Raw genomic sequence first — 15216 nt, forward strand, 5'->3', positions numbered from 1 at the left:
GGGTCGTCGCGGGCGCGGGCGTCGCGGCGACCGGCACGGCGGGTTGCGGGCGAGGCGCGCGACGGCGGCGGACGGTCGGGGTGTAGGGGATCGGCGCGGACGGCAGGGTGGCGCTTTGCGCCGCCGCCGGCGGCGCGGCGGGGGCGACGTCCTGGGTTTCAGCCATCGTCGCGCCGAAGAGGCCGCAACCGATGATCGCCGCCGAGAGAACGGCCCTGAACGAAAGACGCAGCGTCACGAACAAGACCTCACGGGCTCATGAAAAATAAGGGTGAGCAGACTTCTAGGGCGCCCCGGCCTTGTATCAAAGGGGATGTGACCGGGCGCGGACGTCTTTCCCGTGGACGCTTGATCGCTCAGCGTCGCTTGGGGCGCGCGCCGGGCGGGGGCGAGCCCGGCGGCGGGCGCGGGAAGGCGTACAGCGGCAACAGCGGCCGCAGGCCGGGGCCGATCCATAGCTGCGGCTCCGAGGCCGGCTCGGCCCCGACCTCGCGCTCGCGCCGGGCCACGCAGGCCTGGACCGCCCGGCCCAGGGCGGCGAAGTCGTGGGCGGTCGGCGCCGACGACAGGAAGCAGTCGTCGAAATAGGGATACTTGTCGTCCTCGCCGCAGCCGAACGAGGTGCGGTCCGGCCGAGCCGCCGTCAGGATCATCCGGTCGTCGCGCTGCAGGGGTTTGACGAAGACGCCCGAGAAGCAGGCCGAGACCACGACGATCGAAGGGCGGGCCGGGCAGGCGTCGTCGATCACCGCCGCCAGCAGGGTGGGCGGCAGGATGTCCTCGTCCAGCACCGCGCCCTCGGGCGCGCCGTGGCTGGTGATGTAGACCAGGCAGCCGGCGGTGTTCTTGGCCGCCAGGTCGCGCAGGCCCGAGTGGATGGTGCGCAGGTCGGTCTTGCCGGGCTTCACGGAGGGATAGCGCTTGGGGCGCACCGAGTACTGACGAACGGCGGCCGGGGTGAAGCCGAACCGCGTCAGGGCCGCGCCGACGTCGCGGCGCGCGTTGTCGAAAGCTTCGGTGGGTTCGCCCGAATGGGCGTGCCAGTCGCCGGCGACGACCACGGCGGCCCAGTTGGCGAAGGAGGGGGCGTCGACGTCCGCGGACTGAGCCCTGGCAGGCAGGACGGCGAGCAGCGGCAGAAGCAAACCCAGAACCAGGCCCGCGATCCGCTGCATGGCCGCCTTACTTCTTGAACTTCGAAAACGGCGTCGGGATCGCCGTGGCGCTGGCCTTGGCCAGCAGCCGGCCTTCGGGGTCGTAGAGCTCGCCTTCCAGGAAGCAGACGGTCTTGCCCCAGCGCACCACCCAGCCGATGCCCCTGAGCGGCCCGGGCAGGGCGGGACGCAGGAAGCTGGTCTTCATCTCCAGGGTCGGCACCACGGAGGTCATGCCCGAGGCGATCATGCCGGCCACCGACATGCATTCGTCCAGCATGGCGCAGACGAAGCCGCCCTGGACCTGGCCCATCGGATTGCCGACCGCCTCGACCGAGGGCTCGAAGGCGATCTCGACCCGGCGCTCGGCCTGGCTGACCGACAGCATGCGGAAGCCCAGGGTGCGGGCGCTGCCCGGCGGGTTCTTGGACGCGTGAAAGCGCGCGAGGATCGCCTCGTCCGTCAACGTTTGCGGCGTGTCGGAAGCCACATCGTTTGGGGCGATGTCGCTCACGCGGCTATTTCTTGCGGAACTGGTCGAGGGAGATGATCTTCGGGGCCTCTTCGCCGCCTTCGGTCGTGGCGACGATCTCGGGCTCCGGCTCGGGCTCGGGCGCCTGCGGGGCGATCTCCGGGGCTTCGAACTGTAGGGCGAACTGCACCGACGGGTCGTAGAACCGGGTCACCGCCGCGTAGGGGACCGACAGCCGCTTGGGCTGGCCGCCGAACTTCAGGGTCACCGAGAAGAAGGTCTCGCCCGGCGCCAGGTCCCAGTACTGGTGCTGCAGGATGATGGTCATCTCGTCGGGATACTTGCCCAGCAGGTCTTGCGGGCCCGAGACGCCCGCCGCCTGGGTCTTGAAGGTGATGTAGAGGTGATGCGGCTCGGGCAGGCCGCCGGGCGCGGCGGCCTTCTTCAGCGCGGCCTTCACGACGCCGCGCAGGGCGTCCTGGGCCATCGCCTCGTACTGCATCAGATCTTCAGGCGGATTGGTCTGGGCCATGCGGTCCATCGTAAAGCGGGAACTGGAACGAAGCGCGGAGAGTAGCGTGTCGCGGGGGAGCGGCAAAGGTGGGATAGGCGTCAATTTTTGGGGAGGGAAAAGTAAGAGGGGCGGCGACGCCTGCCCCCTCCGTCGCCTTTGGCGACACCTCCCCCGCAGGGGGAGGATTAAGTGGAGGGATTCTGTTGGCAGGCTCCCTCATCCCTACGCAAGGAAGAGGAGGGAGCCTTGGCGATGTCGTGGAAAGTGGAGGGATTCTGTTGGCAGGCTCCCTCATCCCTACGCAAGGAAGAGGAGGGAGCCTTGGCGATGTCGTGGAAAGTGGAGGGATTCTGTTGGCAGGCTCCCTCCGGGCCCCGCCTAAGGATCTGAACCCCTAGGACTTAAGAGGCGAGATCACCCGCACCGCATTACGCGGCGATGGCGAACTCTTCAGCGAAGTTATCGTTCGCAGTTAGTTTAGCGGCCCGATACGGTGAGCCACGCCGAGAGAAAGCATAACACCTTTACACGTCTGTCGATGCTGATCGGCCCCATGCATTCCCGTGATAACTCGGGAGGTCTTGGTGGAGCCGCCGGGAATCGCACCCGGGTCCAGTCCGCTTATTACGTGCGCGTTTATCCCCATAGTCCGGGCGAACCCGAACGGACTCAATATAGGGGCTGGGGCTCGCGGATGGAAGGCTGTCGTTGGCCATGGCGGGTGCGACGTTGCGCGCGGGGCGGCGGAGTCAGGCTCAGGCGGCCCTCGGTCAGCCGGCCGGCCAGCTGTCCGCCGCCGTCCTCGAACAGGCGCACGTCGTCGCCGACCAGCTCGTAGTGGCCTTCGAACACCAGTTCGCCGTCGTGATGCTCCTCGAACCGGCCGTCGAGGCGAAGCTCCAGGCTCACCGCCCCGTTGGCGCTGGCCCAGACGCCGGAAACGCGGCGGCCGATCAATGGACCGCTCCCCAATGGGCGATTCCTGGGGCGGAGGCGGCGGTGATGAGGGCGGTGGCGGCCAGCCAGGCGGCGACGAACCACCGTGGCGCGGCCTGGGGCCGGCGGGGCGTATAGTTTGTCATGACATCCTCGGGGGCGGACGGCCGCTGCGTCGCTCGGTCCCGGGGCCAGACCCTGGGAAGGGGGGGCACGGGAAGGGGCGGCGACGGCGGCTTTTGCGGGACACCCCCACCATGACTCATGGATCGCTGTTCGCGATAGACCGATGCTGCCCCTTGATTGCACGATCCTGCACATCACCTCTGGCAGGCGTGACGGGCAGCCCCCGCGGGCGTAGGACAACGTCCATCAGCAAAAGGAAATGTCGATGGTCGAGCAAGGCGAACTCGCCGCGCTGATTGAACGATACGCGCCTCACGACGGCGATCACGGTGTCTGCGACAAGGCTTCGCTGCATCGCGCCAGCCAGCCCACCGAACCCAAGCACGGCGTGTTCGGCGCGGCGGTCTGCGTCGTGGCCCAGGGCCGCAAGCAGGTGCTCAGCGGCGGATCGGTGCTGGTCTACGACCCGCTGAACTATCTGGTCGCGTCGGTCGACCTGCCGGTGATCGGCCAGGTGATCGAGGCCTCGCCGGAAGAGCCCTATCTGTCGTTCCGGATGACCCTGGACCCGGCGGTGATCGGCGACATGCTGCTGCAGTTGGGCGGCGAGCCGGCCCTGGCGCAGGACGCCGGGCCGCTGATCGGGGCCATGGCGGTCAGTCAGGTCAATCCGCCCCTGCTGGACGCGGTGATGCGGATGGTTCGCCTGGTCGACACGCCGCGCGACGCCGCCGTCTTGGCCCCGCTTATCGAGCGCGAGATCCTCTACCGCATGCTGCTGGGCGACCAGGGGCCGCGCCTGGCCCAGATCGCCCGGGCCGACGGCCGCATGCGCCAGGTCAAGCGGGCCATCGGCTGGATCACCCAGCACTTCAACCAGCCGTTCAGCATCGAGGAGCTGGCCGCCGAGGCGCGGATGAGCCCCTCGGCCCTGCATCGCCACTTCAAGGCGGTGACCGCGCTCAGCCCCTTGCAGTACCAGAAGCAGATCCGCCTGCAGGAGGCGCGCAAGCTGATCCTGGCCCAGCGGCTGGACGCCGGTTCGGCCGGCCATGCGGTGGGTTACGACAGCCCCTCGCAGTTCAGCCGCGAATACGCCCGGCTGTTCGGCGCGCCGCCGCTGCGCGACGCGGCCCGCCTGCGGGCCCGGCCCGAGATGCTGCTCGACACCTGACGCGCCTAAGGCTCGCTCTCTGGCCGCCTAGAGAATTTCCCCTATTCCTGGACTCACTAAATAGAGACAAGCTCTGAGAGCTTGTCTTCAAGGTGAAGGTAGAGCGCGGAGTGGGAGGCGATCAAATGTCAAAAATTGTTGCCGAGTTCATCGGTACCTTTGCTCTTGTGTTGTTTGGTTGCGGCGCGGCCGTGCTTGGCGGCGACCATGTCGGACAACTTGGAATCGCTCTGGCCTTCGGCTTCGCGATCGTGGCGATGGCTTATGGCATCGGTCCGGTGTCGGGCTGCCACGTCAATCCGGCGGTCAGCCTGGCGGCCTTCGTGGCGGGCCGGATGAGCATCAAGGAAATGGTGCTCTACTGGGCCGCGCAGTTCGCCGGCGCCGTCGTCGGCGCCGCGGTGTTGTTGTTCATCGCCGGAGGCACGGTCCATGGCCTGGGCCAGAACGGCTGGGGACCGGGCTACGGCGGCGGATTCGGGGTCGAGGCGGCCTTCGTCTTCGAGGTGGTGATGACCGCCCTGTTCATCATCGTCATCCTGGGCTCGACCGGCACGGACGCCGCCCCGGGCTTCGCGGGGCTGGGCATCGGCATCGCCCTGGCGGTGATTCACATCGTCGGCATCCAGGTGACCGGCGTCTCGGTCAACCCGGCCCGCAGCCTGGGCCCGGCCCTCTTCGTCGGCGGCCAGGCCCTGGCGCAGTTGTGGCTGTTCTTCGTCGCCCCGGCGATCGGCGCGGTGCTGGGCGCGCTGCTCTACCGCTTCAACCTGCTGAAGGTGGGCTGAGGCGCGACGCGGCCCGGCCTAGTGCGGCAGGTCGGCCCAGTTGATGACGACCGAGTTCTTGGATTGGCCGACGAGGGTGAGCTTCTGGCCGTGGTCGTCGCTGAACACGTCGAAGACGTAGCGGGCGCCGTCCGCCTCGACGTTCCGCACGATCCTGCCCGTCCCGTCGAAGGTGACCAGGGCGAACGCGTTGCGGTTGTCGGCGTAGCTGAAGATCCAGGTCTTGTAGGCGCCATAGTAGATGACCGGGCAGGTCTTGCTGGCCGGCGCGCCGTCGGTCGGCTCGTTGATGCAGGCGGTCTGCAGCCCGGCGGGAATCGACGGAGCCTCCGCGACCGGGTCGAACTTGACCTGGGGCGTGCTCGGCACGGCCTGGGCGTGGGCGGCGGACGTCGCGCTGAGCGCGGCGAGGGCGCCAAAAGCGGCGAGCACGGATTTCAGTGAAACGATCTTGGTCATGTCGGCGTCTCCCCGGACTTTATGGCCAAGTTAGATAACGGCGTTATGCCGAGTCTGCAATCGTCGCGCGTGGGCGGGTTGAGGGCCTACTTGTCCGGCGGCGCGGGCGTGGCGGTCTCTGGCGGATCGTCCTCGGTCGGCGCGGGCACGGCGGGCGGCTGGGGACGGTTGTTGGTTCCGGGCTTGAGGCGGCCGCCCGAGGCGATCAGCGAGTCATAGGCCTTCTGTTGCCGCGAGAAGTCGCCGCCGCGGGCGAACATCGCGTCGAACCGGGCGTCGCGGCCCGACGCCGCCGACAAGGCCGCCGCCAGGGCCGGGGCGATCGAGCCGACCTCGGCGTCGTCGCAGGCCCGGCGCAGGTGGCGGGCCTGGCCGGGGACCAGCAGGGTGACGTCCCACGAGACGCCCTCCAGGCACACCGGCTCCACGGCCCCGCCGCCGTAGTCCACGATCACCGAGCGCGGCTGGCTCCACAGCGGGTCGCCGATCAGCGCCTTGAGCGGAGCGACCTGCTGGGTGGCGAGTTCGGCGTCGATGTCGACCCGGCGGCCGATCTCCGGGGTGCAGCAGCCCAGGCCGGCGCGGGCCTGGACGAAGGCGCGGCCGTCGCGGCGCACGGTGACCCGGACCACCGCCTGGCGCACGCCGGTGGCGGGGCGGGCCCAGACCTCGAGCACCAGCTCGCCCGGCTTGATCAGCTGGCTCTGCAGGGGCTGCAGGCCCCACAGGCGGTAGAGGAGAGGATCGACACCGTTGTCGATCGGAACCAGCTGCTCGCCCTTGCGCAAGCGGCGGCCCTGGAACGGGTCCTGCTCGGGCGGCGGCTTGGGGATCTCGGGAGCCCACCAGACGACCGGGTCGGGCGGAGGCGGCGGAGCGGCCTGGGGCGCGGGTTGCTGGCCGGCGAGGGGCAGCCCCATCAGGAGGCCGGCCAAAAGCATCGCGCCCGTCATAGCTACATTCCTTCAACACCCCGCTCGATGGAAAGCACGCCGGTGCGCGACAGTTCCACCAGGCCCAGCGGCCGCATCAGGTCCAGGAACTTGTCGATCTTGGACGGCACGCCCGAGATCTCGAACACGAAGCTCTCCAGCGTAGTGTCCACCGGCTTGGCGCGGAAGATCTCGGCGATGCGCAGGGCCTCGACGCGGTCGACGCCCTGGCCGCGCACCTTGACCAGGGCCAGTTCGCGCTCGACGCCGTTCGGGTCGCGGGTCACGTCGTGCACGCGGCGGACGTTGACCACCTTGTTCAACTGGGCCTCGATCTGGTCCAGCACCTGGCGCGTGCCGCGGGTGACCACGGTGATCCGGCTGGTGTGGGCCTTGCGGTCGGTCTCGGCGACGGTGAGGCTTTCGATGTTGTAGCCGCGCGCGGCGAACAGCCCGACCACGCGGTGCAGCACGCCCGGTTCGTTGTCGACCAGCAGGGCGAAGGTCGCCGTCTGCTCGACCTGTTCGTTCGGAGCCATGTCGTAGGCGGAGGCGGGTTGGGCGTCGGTCATCACAGTTGGGGCCTTTGCCTCAGGTTGGAAAGTTGCTCGTCGTCGATGTCGCTCAGGATTCTATCCAAGCTTATCCCCTGACCCGCCATGTTCGCATACTCCGAAGCTGGACGATTTCGGCCCACCTCGGCTTGCGCGAAGCTCACGAACGCCCGCACGGCGTTTTCAGCCGCGCCTCTCATCCTCAAGCGTCGATCGTCGTCGGCGTTTTCAAGATTGCAGGCGATCTGGTGCGCGATGACGAGCTGGTCCAGGATAACAGGCCTGAGGCCCTGATAGGCTCGCGGCTTTTCAGCGCCGAAGTCCCGATAGGGCTTGTTTCTGAAGAACAGGCGACCCTGTTCTATCAGGACGCTGGTGTCGAACCTGAGCTTGTCGAGCGCTTCCTCGCGGCCCTTGGATCCCAGGATCGTCATCAAGTGCAGGGATTGGAGCGCTTGAATGGAAAGCAAGCTCCAAGCCGTGACTTCATTTCTACGCAAGGAGGCCTCTCGCCATTGAGCGGCGAGAATGAGCAGGCCCATCAGGGCGATAGCCGCCGAAACAACACCTGCGATGGCTTCCATCTCTGGATCCGTTCATTGGCGGTGGTCTAGACCAGCCCGGCCCCCGCCGCGCCGATCACATTCCCGATGTCCTCGACGTCGCCCATGATCATCTCGTTGTGGGCCTTGCCCGAGGGGATCATCGGCAGGCAGTTCTCGTGCTTCTCGACGCGGCAGTCGAAGACCACGACCTTGTCGCTGTTGATCATCTCCAGGATCTTCTCGTCCAGCTCGGCCGGGTCGGAGCAGCGGATGCCGACCGCGCCGTAGGCCTCGGCCAGCTTCACGAAGTCGGGCAGGCTGTCGGAATAGGAGTGGCTGTAGCGCTCGCCGTGCAGCAGCTGCTGCCACTGGCGGACCATGCCCATCCATTCGTTGTTCAGGATGAAGATCTTGACCGGCAGGTCGAACTGGATCGCGGTCGACAGCTCCTGGATGCACATCTGGATCGAGGCCTCGCCGGCGACGTCGATGACCAGGCTGCCGGGATGGGCCAGCTGCACGCCGATGGCGGCGGGCAGGCCGTAGCCCATGGTGCCCAGGCCGCCGGAGGTCATCCAGCGGTTGGGCTCCTCGAAGCGGAAGAACTGCGCGGCCCACATCTGGTGCTGGCCGACTTCGGTGGTGATGTAGACGTCCTTGTCGCGGGTCAGGGCGTACAGGCGCTCGATGGCGTACTGCGGCTTGATCACCGTGTCCGAGCCCCGGTACTTCAGGCACTGGCGAGCGCGCCACTGGTCGATCTGGGCCCACCAGTCGGTCAGGGCGGCCTTGTTGGCCTGATGGCCGGCAGCCTTCCAGGCGGCGATCAGGTCTTCGAGGATGCTACCGGCGTCGCCGATGATCGGCAGGTCGACGCGGACGTTCTTGTTGATCGACGAGGCGTCGATATCGATGTGGATCTTCTTGCTGCCCGGCGAGAAGGCATCGAGGCGCCCGGTGACGCGGTCGTCGAAGCGGGCGCCGACGCAGATCATCACGTCGCAGTCGTGCATGGCGTTGTTGGCTTCGAACGTGCCGTGCATGCCTAGCATGCCCAGCCAGGCCGGATCGGCGGCCGGGAAGGCGCCCAGGCCCATCAGGGTCGAGGTGACCGGCGCGCCGGTCAGGGCCTGGAACTCGCGCAGGGCTTCAGCAGCCTTCGGACCGGCGTTGATGACGCCGCCGCCGGTATAGAAGATCGGCCGACGCGCGCCGGCGATCAGCCTGGCCGCCTCGACGATGCGGTTCTGGTCGCCCTTGGTCTTGGGGTTGTAGGCGTGGGTCGAGGCGACCTCCGTCGGGCCGTAATATTCGCCCTTGGCGAACTGGACGTCCTTGGGGATGTCGATCAGCACCGGGCCCGGACGGCCGGTGGTGGCGATCTTGAACGCCTCGTGGATGATCTGCGGCAGATCGCGGACGTCTTTGACCAGGTAGTTGTGCTTGGTGCACGAGCGGGTCATGCCGACGGTGTCGGCTTCCTGGAAGGCGTCGGTGCCGATCAGGTGGGTCGGGACCTGGCCGGTGATGACCACCATCGGGATGGAGTCCATCAGGGCGTCCATGATGCCGGTGATGGCGTTGGTCGCGCCCGGACCCGAGGTGACCAGGACGACGCCCGGCTTGCCCGAGCTGCGGGCGTAGCCTTCGGCGGCGTGGGTCGCGCCCTGCTCGTGGCGGACCAGGATGTGCTGCAGGCGCGGCTCGTGGAACAGCGCGTCGTAGATCGGCAGGACCGCGCCGCCCGGATAGCCGAACAGCACTTCGACGCCTTGATCCACGAGGCCGCGGACCACGATCTCGGCGCCGGTCATGGCGCGCCCTTCTTGAGAAGAGATCAGGACGGTCTGGGCGGGAGCCTGGCTCTCGATGGTCTGATGGGCGGTCATGGGACTGATCCGGGTTGGCAAGCTTGGGTTTGGGGCAGGGTGGAAAAGAAAAAAGGCCCCGAAGGACCTTTTGTGCGCGCGACCGATCTATCAGCGTGACTTCAAGGTCACGCCGTGAACGGCCGCTCCATAAGTACGATCATGGTGTTGCGCACGAGTGTTGCTCCAAATGGATGATTGGGGAATGCCATGCTCGCCGGAGGGCGTCAAGGCGCGGTTTGACGCAAGAAACGACCCGTTGCGCTGGCGCAACGCTGTTCTCGGCGCGAGATTCAGCCCAAGCTTTCCAGCAACAGGGCAAGAGCATGCTCAGCGAACCGCCGCATGTTGGTCTCGCGGTCGTCCAGGCCCGTCTCGACGGTAAGACTGACCTCCTTGTCCGGGCCGACGACAGCCGTGCAGCTGTGGCCCGCGGCGTCGCCGTAGCGGTTGCCCTCCGGCCCGGCCGCGCCGGTTTCCGACAAGCCCCAGGTCGCCTTCAGATTCTTGCCGACCACCCGGGCCAGCAGCACGGCGTAGGGCTCGCTGGCCGAGCGCAGCCCGTCCATGGCCTTCTGCGGGATGTCCAGCAGGGTCAGGCGGGCCCGCGCCGTGTAGACCACCGCGCCGCCGACATAGAACTTGGACGCGCCCGGCACGGCCAGCAGAGCCGCGGAGATCAGCCCGCCGGTCGAGGATTCGGCCACGGCGACGGTTTCACCCCGTTCGGTCAGGCGGGCGGCGACGGCGGCGGCGAGGCGGGCGAGTTCGGTCATGGGCGGGCTTTCATTTCGGGAACGATCCGTTCCCAATCCGGGGTCTGGTTTCGGAACCAGGTCATCTGGCGCTTGGCGTAGCGGCGGGTCTCCTGGCGAGCCGCGCCCACCGCTTCCTCCAGCGACGTCTCGCCGCGCAGATGGGCGGCCAGTTCGCGATAGCCGACGGCCTTGAGGGCGGGGAGGGACGGGTCCAGGCCCCGGGCCTCCATGGCGCGCACCTCGTCCAGGGCGCCGTGCTCGACCATCAGGCCCAGGCGGGCGTCGCAGCGGTCGTAGAGTTCGGCGCGGGGCGGATCCAGCACGAGGCCGCGCCAAGTCCCGGCGGCCAGGGCGGGCTTGGTGTCGGTCTGCCAGGCGGTCAGCGACTTGCCGGTGGCCACGGCCACGGCGTGGGCGCGGACCAGGCGCTGGCGGTCGCCGCTCTCGATGCGCTTCTCGGCCTCCGGGTCCAGCTCGGCCAGCACGTCGCGGAACTCGTGTTCGCCCTGGGCGGCGTAGAGCAGGGCCGAGACCTCGCGCTGGGTCTCGGACACCGGCGGCACGTCGGCCAGGCCATGGGTCAGGGCGCGGAAGTACAGGCCCGTGCCGCCGACCACGATGGCGGGACGGCCCCGGGCGGAGATTTCGGCCAGGGCGTGGGTGGCCGCCGTCAGCCAACGTCCGACCGACCAGCCGTCGGCCGCGTCGGCGACGCCGAACAGGTGATGCGGCGCTTGAGACAGTTCCTCGGGCGGAGGGGCGGCGGTCAGCACCGGCAGGCCGGCGTAGATCTGCATCGAGTCGGCGTTGACGATCTCTCCGCCGCGCTCGCGCGCCAGCTTCAGGGCCAGGGCCGACTTGCCGCTGGCGGTGGGACCGGCGATCAGGACGATGTCCGCTTCAGGCAATGCTCGATCCAGCGCGCTCAATTACGATCTCGCCTGGGACAAACCACGAAACGCCACGCCAGCGCCATCCTCGCGTCGCGTCAGAAGGCGAAGGCGGAACCTAGAGGTTGACGCGGGCGGCTTCCTCCAATAGCCGCCCCTCATGCTCGCGATCACCCTCGTCTCGCCCGACCCTGCCGCCCTGGCGGAGGCCGCCGCCGCCGTGCGCGCCGCGCTGGAAATCTCGTCCGAGGTCACGCTCGGCGAGGGGGCGCTGGACCTGCTGGTCGACGGGCCGCCGGTGGAGACCCACCAGGCCGTGAAGGCCGCCGTCGGCGAGCTGCCGGTGGACTTCGCCGTCCAGCCGGTCGAGAACCGCAGGAAGCGCCTGCTGATCGCCGACATGGACTCCACGATCATCAACGTCGAGTGCCTGGACGAGCTGGCCGACTTCGCCGGGGTCAAGGACAAGGTCTCGGAGATCACCGAACGCGCCATGCGCGGCGAGCTGGCCTTCGAGGGCGCCCTGCGCGAGCGGGTGGGCATGCTCAAGGGCCTGTCGGTCGACGCGCTGCAGACCTGCTACGACGACCGCGTGAGGCTCAATCCCGGGGCGCGGACCCTGGTGCGGACCATGGCCGAGCACGGCGCCCGCTGCGCCCTGGTCTCGGGCGGCTTCACCTTCTTCACCTCGCGGGTGGCCCAGGCCGCCGGCTTCCACCTGAACCGCGCCAACACCCTGATCGAGGCCGACGGCAAGCTGACCGGCACGGTCGGCGACCCGATCCTCGGCAAGGAGGCCAAGCTGGCCGCCCTGCAAGAGGAAACGGCGGCCCTGGGCCTGACCCCGGCCGACGCCCTGGCGGTCGGCGACGGCGCCAACGACCTGGCGATGATCGAGGTCGCCGGCCTGGGCGTCGCCTACCGCGCCAAGCCGATCGTCGCGGCCCAGGCCCACGCCAAGGTCGACCACGCCGACCTCACCGCGCTGCTCTACTTCCAGGGCTACACCGCCGCGGAGTTCGTCTCGTGACCTTCCCGCGCGGCGTCCAGGCGGTGGTCTTCGACATGGACGGCCTGCTGCTGGACACCGAGACGGTCTACCAGGCGGCGATGATCGAGGCTGGCCAGGCGTTCGGCATCGACTTCACCGCCGCGACCTATCGCTCGATGGTCGGCAAGACCAATCCGGAATGCGCGGTCATGCTGCGCGAGCTCTACGGCGAGACCTTCCCCGTCGATGACTACTTCGCGCGCACCTGGAGCGACGTCGAGATCATCCTCGAGGCCGAGGTGCGGCTGAAGACCGGGGTGATGGAGATCCTCGACTATCTCGACGCCCTGGGCGTGCCGCGCGCCATCGCCACCTCCAACAGCCGCCAGGCGGTGGACCGCTATCTGGGCCGCTTCGACCTGGTGAAGCGCTTCCACGCGGTGGTCGCCAACGCCGACGTCACCCGCCACAAGCCGCATCCGGATCCCTATCTGGAGGCCGCCCGCCGGCTGAACATCCACCCGACCCTGTGCCTGGCCCTGGAAGACTCCCACCCGGGCGTGCGCGCGGCTCACGCGGCGGGGATGATGACGATCATGGTGCCGGACATCCTGGATCCGAACGAGGAGATGCACGACAAGTGCGTGCACGTCGCCGACAGCCTGCACGTGGTGCTGGGCCTGCTGAAGGCGGCGGCCTAACGCGCCGCGCGGCGGGCCTTGCGTTCCGGCTTCGGGGCGGCGTTCGAGGCCGACCAGTCCGCCAGGAAGCTCACCAGCGGCTCCAGCTCCATCGGCTTGGCGATGTGGAAGCCCTGGGCCAGGTCGCAACCCATCATCTGCAGCATGGCCAGGGCCTCGCGGCTCTCGACGCCCTCGGCGGTGACCTTCAGGCCCAGGCTGTGGGCCAGGTCGATGGTGGACTTGACCAGCAGGGCGTCCTTGGCGTCGTTCTCCAGGGACAGCACGAAGGCCTTATCGATCTTCAGTTCGTCGGCGTTGATCTGCTTCAGATAGGCCAGGGACGACAGGCCCGAGCCGTAGTCGTCGATCGATACGGGGATGCCGGCGGCGGTCAGCTTGGCCAGCACGCCCAGGGCGACGTCCGGATTGCCGATCACGGCGGTCTCGGTGATCTCGAAGCAGAACTGGGCGCCGGCGGCGGCGATCTTCTCGATGGCGCGGTCGGCGAACTCGGCGTCGTCGATCAGGCGGCCGGAGATGTTGATCGAGATGGTCAGGTCGTGGCCGGCCGCGCGCAGGACACGCTGGTCGAGGATGGCCCGGTCGATCACGCAGTCGGTCAGGGCGCGGATGTGGCCGGTCTCCTCGGCCATGCCGACGAACAGGTCCGGCCGCAGAAGGCCGCGTGTGGGATGGGCCCAGCGCACCAGGGCTTCCAGGCCGGTGATCGCGCCGCTGCGCAGGTCCAGCTTGGGCTGGTGGTGCAGGAACAGGGCGCCGGTCGCGACGCCCTCCAGCATCTCGCTCATCAGGCACAGGTTGCCGGCCGGGTCGCCGTAGGCCACCGGGTCGAAGATCGCCACCTTGCGGCCGCAGGCGCGGGCCTGGTCCAGGGCGATCATCGCGTGCTCGATCAGCCGCGGGGCGTCCATGCTCCCGGCCTCGGCCGAGGCCATGCCGTTGGTCATGTGCACGTCGACCATCTCGCCGCCCAGGCGGACGGGGGCGGCCAGGTCGATCAGCGCCTTCTCGATATGCGGGATGATCTCGTCGGTCAGCGCTGTCAGGTGGGAGACCACGCAGAGGGTCGAGGTCGTCAGGCGGCCGACCACGGCCTCGGGGTCGAGCACCCGGATCCGCGCCCCGATCTCGCCGATCAACTGGGTGAACAGGGCGTAGCCGATCGCGCTGCGCAGGACGGTGAAGCGGTCCAGGCCCAGGGCCCCGACCACGACCTGCTCGCCGGGCGCCAGGCGGGCCATGCGCATCTCGATCTCGCGCTCCATGGCCAGATGGTTGGGCAGGCCGGTCTCGGCGTCGCGCAGGGCCAGCTCGGTGATCCGGGCCTCGCGCTCGCGGATCTCGGCGGCCATCAGGTTGAAGCTGTCGGAGAGGCGGCCGATCTCGTCGCTGGAGCGCACGTCGACCTGGGCGGCCTCGCCGCGCCGCAGACGCCGGGCGGCGTCCTCCAGGGCGGCGATCGGCCTGGCGATGTCGCGGGAGAGCGCCCAGCTGGCGGCCACGACCAGGGCCGCTCCGATCAGGCCGGCGATCAGCACCCCCGCCATCAGCGGCTGATAGGGTGCCATGGCCAGGGCCATGGGATAGCGCAGGACCAGGGCGGCCGGGGTCTGGCCGTCCAGCGTCTTCAACCGCTTGACCAGCACCAGGTTGTCGCCCGTGGCGGTGCGCAGGCGGGCGGGCGCGGAGGTGCTCTGGCTCATGGCCGTGGCGACGAAGGCGCCCAGCGCCTTGGCGTCGGCGGTCTTGTCGGTGGTCACCCAGGTCTCGCCGCGACGGTCGAACACCTGGGCGTCCAGGCGAATGGCCGCCAGCTGCTCCAGGGCGGTCATCTCGTGGTCGTCGAGGCGGGCGCCGAACACGATCCAACCCGTCAGGTTCGGCGACATCACCGGGGCGGAGACCAACTGGTAGGGCGCGCCGTCGACGATGAACACGCCTTGGGCCCCGTCCTCGTGATCGAGGGCGCTCCACAGCTTGTCGATATCGATCTTGGCCGGATCGGCGCCGACCACCTCGCCGTCGACGTCGACCATGAACGCCAGCTCCAGGCCCATGCGCTGGCGCAGGTTGGTCACGGCCGAGTCCACGGTGGGCGCGTCACGGGTCGCCACGGCGGCGCGGAAGCCGAAGTCGCGCGACAGCAGCTCGGCCCCGTCGCGCAGCCGTTGGGTGCGCAGGGCCCAGACGCTGTCGAACACGGTGCCGGTCGCGGCCAGTTCGGTGCGGACCTGCTGCTGGGCGTTGCTGGCGATGGTCAGATAGACGCTCACCGCGACCAGGCTGAGGGCCAGGGCGAACAGCCCGGCGTAGAGAACGGTCAGCTTGGTCTGGAGGCGCTTGAACATCCG

At 68.8% G+C, this 15216-nt stretch carries 17 protein-coding genes, 1 other RNA gene and 1 pseudogene; 4 read left to right on the forward strand and 15 right to left on the reverse strand.

What is annotated here, in order from left to right:
- The 6 genes and pseudogenes from AC1DMQ_RS20100 to AC1DMQ_RS20125 form a co-directional block, all read right to left on the reverse strand.
- Positions 1-238, reverse strand: a pseudogene (locus tag AC1DMQ_RS20100) (serine hydrolase domain-containing protein); the annotation flags it as partial.
- 118 nt (positions 239-356) lie between these two features.
- The gene (locus tag AC1DMQ_RS20105; RefSeq protein ID WP_477035328.1) at positions 357-1175 is read right to left on the reverse strand and encodes a C13 family peptidase; all 819 of its coding nucleotides are present in this window, start codon (positions 1173-1175) and stop codon (positions 357-359) included.
- A gap of 7 nt (positions 1176-1182) precedes the next feature.
- Positions 1183-1668 carry a PaaI family thioesterase gene (locus AC1DMQ_RS20110; RefSeq protein WP_477035329.1) on the reverse strand — a complete coding sequence of 162 codons (486 nt, stop codon included), beginning with the start codon at positions 1666-1668 and terminating at the stop codon, positions 1183-1185.
- A 4-nt stretch (positions 1669-1672) separates the two neighbouring features.
- On the reverse strand, positions 1673-2158 hold the full coding sequence (locus AC1DMQ_RS20115) for an SspB family protein (protein WP_477035330.1): 486 nt from the start codon (positions 2156-2158) through the stop codon (positions 1673-1675).
- Between the two features lie 320 nt (positions 2159-2478).
- Positions 2479-2844: a transfer-messenger RNA gene (ssrA, locus tag AC1DMQ_RS20120) on the reverse strand.
- A complete protein-coding gene (locus AC1DMQ_RS20125) occupies positions 2810-3097 on the reverse strand; it encodes an Atu4866 domain-containing protein (RefSeq protein WP_477035331.1) in 288 nt (95 codons plus the stop codon). Before AC1DMQ_RS20125 ends, ssrA begins: the two co-directional genes overlap by 35 nt.
- 370 nt (positions 3098-3467) lie before the next feature.
- Between AC1DMQ_RS20125 and AC1DMQ_RS20130 the strand changes: the two genes are divergently transcribed.
- Both AC1DMQ_RS20130 and AC1DMQ_RS20135 read left to right on the forward strand, forming a co-directional pair.
- Complete coding sequence (locus AC1DMQ_RS20130; RefSeq protein ID WP_477035332.1) at positions 3468-4376, forward strand: AraC family transcriptional regulator; 909 nt, start codon at positions 3468-3470, stop codon at positions 4374-4376.
- A gap of 125 nt (positions 4377-4501) precedes the next feature.
- Positions 4502-5164 (forward strand): aquaporin, encoded by a 663-nt coding sequence (locus AC1DMQ_RS20135; protein WP_477035333.1) that lies wholly within the window; start codon positions 4502-4504, stop codon positions 5162-5164.
- Positions 5165-5182: 18 nt separating this feature from the next.
- Here AC1DMQ_RS20135 and AC1DMQ_RS20140 read toward each other — a convergent pair whose 3' ends face one another.
- From AC1DMQ_RS20140 to miaA, 8 genes are all read right to left on the reverse strand, one after another.
- Positions 5183-5623: a hypothetical protein gene (locus tag AC1DMQ_RS20140; RefSeq protein ID WP_477035334.1), complete on the reverse strand. Its 441-nt coding sequence runs from the start codon at positions 5621-5623 to the stop codon at positions 5183-5185.
- Positions 5624-5709: 86 nt separating this feature from the next.
- The gene (locus AC1DMQ_RS20145; RefSeq protein ID WP_477035335.1) at positions 5710-6576 is read right to left on the reverse strand and encodes a hypothetical protein; all 867 of its coding nucleotides are present in this window, start codon (positions 6574-6576) and stop codon (positions 5710-5712) included.
- A gap of 2 nt (positions 6577-6578) precedes the next feature.
- On the reverse strand, positions 6579-7127 hold the full coding sequence (gene ilvN / locus AC1DMQ_RS20150) for an acetolactate synthase small subunit (protein WP_477035336.1): 549 nt from the start codon (positions 7125-7127) through the stop codon (positions 6579-6581).
- Positions 7127-7693 (reverse strand): hypothetical protein, encoded by a 567-nt coding sequence (locus tag AC1DMQ_RS20155; protein WP_477035337.1) that lies wholly within the window; start codon positions 7691-7693, stop codon positions 7127-7129. Before AC1DMQ_RS20155 ends, ilvN begins: the two co-directional genes overlap by 1 nt.
- 26 nt (positions 7694-7719) lie before the next feature.
- Complete coding sequence (locus AC1DMQ_RS20160; RefSeq protein WP_477035338.1) at positions 7720-9543, reverse strand: acetolactate synthase 3 large subunit; 1824 nt, start codon at positions 9541-9543, stop codon at positions 7720-7722.
- A gap of 107 nt (positions 9544-9650) precedes the next feature.
- Entirely contained in the window at positions 9651-9698 is a 48-nt protein-coding gene (locus AC1DMQ_RS20165) for a hypothetical protein (RefSeq protein ID WP_369744215.1), read from the reverse strand.
- Positions 9699-9815: 117 nt separating this feature from the next.
- Entirely contained in the window at positions 9816-10298 is a 483-nt protein-coding gene (locus AC1DMQ_RS20170; protein ID WP_477035339.1) for a CinA family protein, read from the reverse strand.
- Positions 10295-11188, reverse strand: coding sequence for a tRNA (adenosine(37)-N6)-dimethylallyltransferase MiaA (gene miaA, locus AC1DMQ_RS20175; RefSeq protein ID WP_477035340.1), 894 nt, complete (start codon positions 11186-11188; stop codon positions 10295-10297). The genes AC1DMQ_RS20170 and miaA overlap by 4 nt, the downstream gene beginning before the upstream one ends.
- Before the next feature lie 142 nt (positions 11189-11330).
- Here miaA and serB point away from each other — a divergent pair, with 142 nt between their 5' ends.
- Entirely contained in the window at positions 11331-12200 is an 870-nt protein-coding gene (gene serB / locus AC1DMQ_RS20180; RefSeq protein ID WP_477035341.1) for a phosphoserine phosphatase SerB, read from the forward strand.
- Positions 12197-12862 carry an HAD family hydrolase gene (locus tag AC1DMQ_RS20185; protein WP_477035342.1) on the forward strand — a complete coding sequence of 222 codons (666 nt, stop codon included), beginning with the start codon at positions 12197-12199 and terminating at the stop codon, positions 12860-12862. The genes serB and AC1DMQ_RS20185 overlap by 4 nt, the downstream gene beginning before the upstream one ends.
- Here the strand turns inward: AC1DMQ_RS20185 and AC1DMQ_RS20190 are convergent.
- Positions 12859-15213: a putative bifunctional diguanylate cyclase/phosphodiesterase gene (locus AC1DMQ_RS20190; protein ID WP_477035343.1), complete on the reverse strand. Its 2355-nt coding sequence runs from the start codon at positions 15211-15213 to the stop codon at positions 12859-12861. The genes AC1DMQ_RS20185 and AC1DMQ_RS20190 overlap by 4 nt on opposite strands.
- Between the last annotated feature and the right edge of the window lie 3 nt (positions 15214-15216).

The organism is Caulobacter sp. 05L422 (assembly GCF_056397765.1).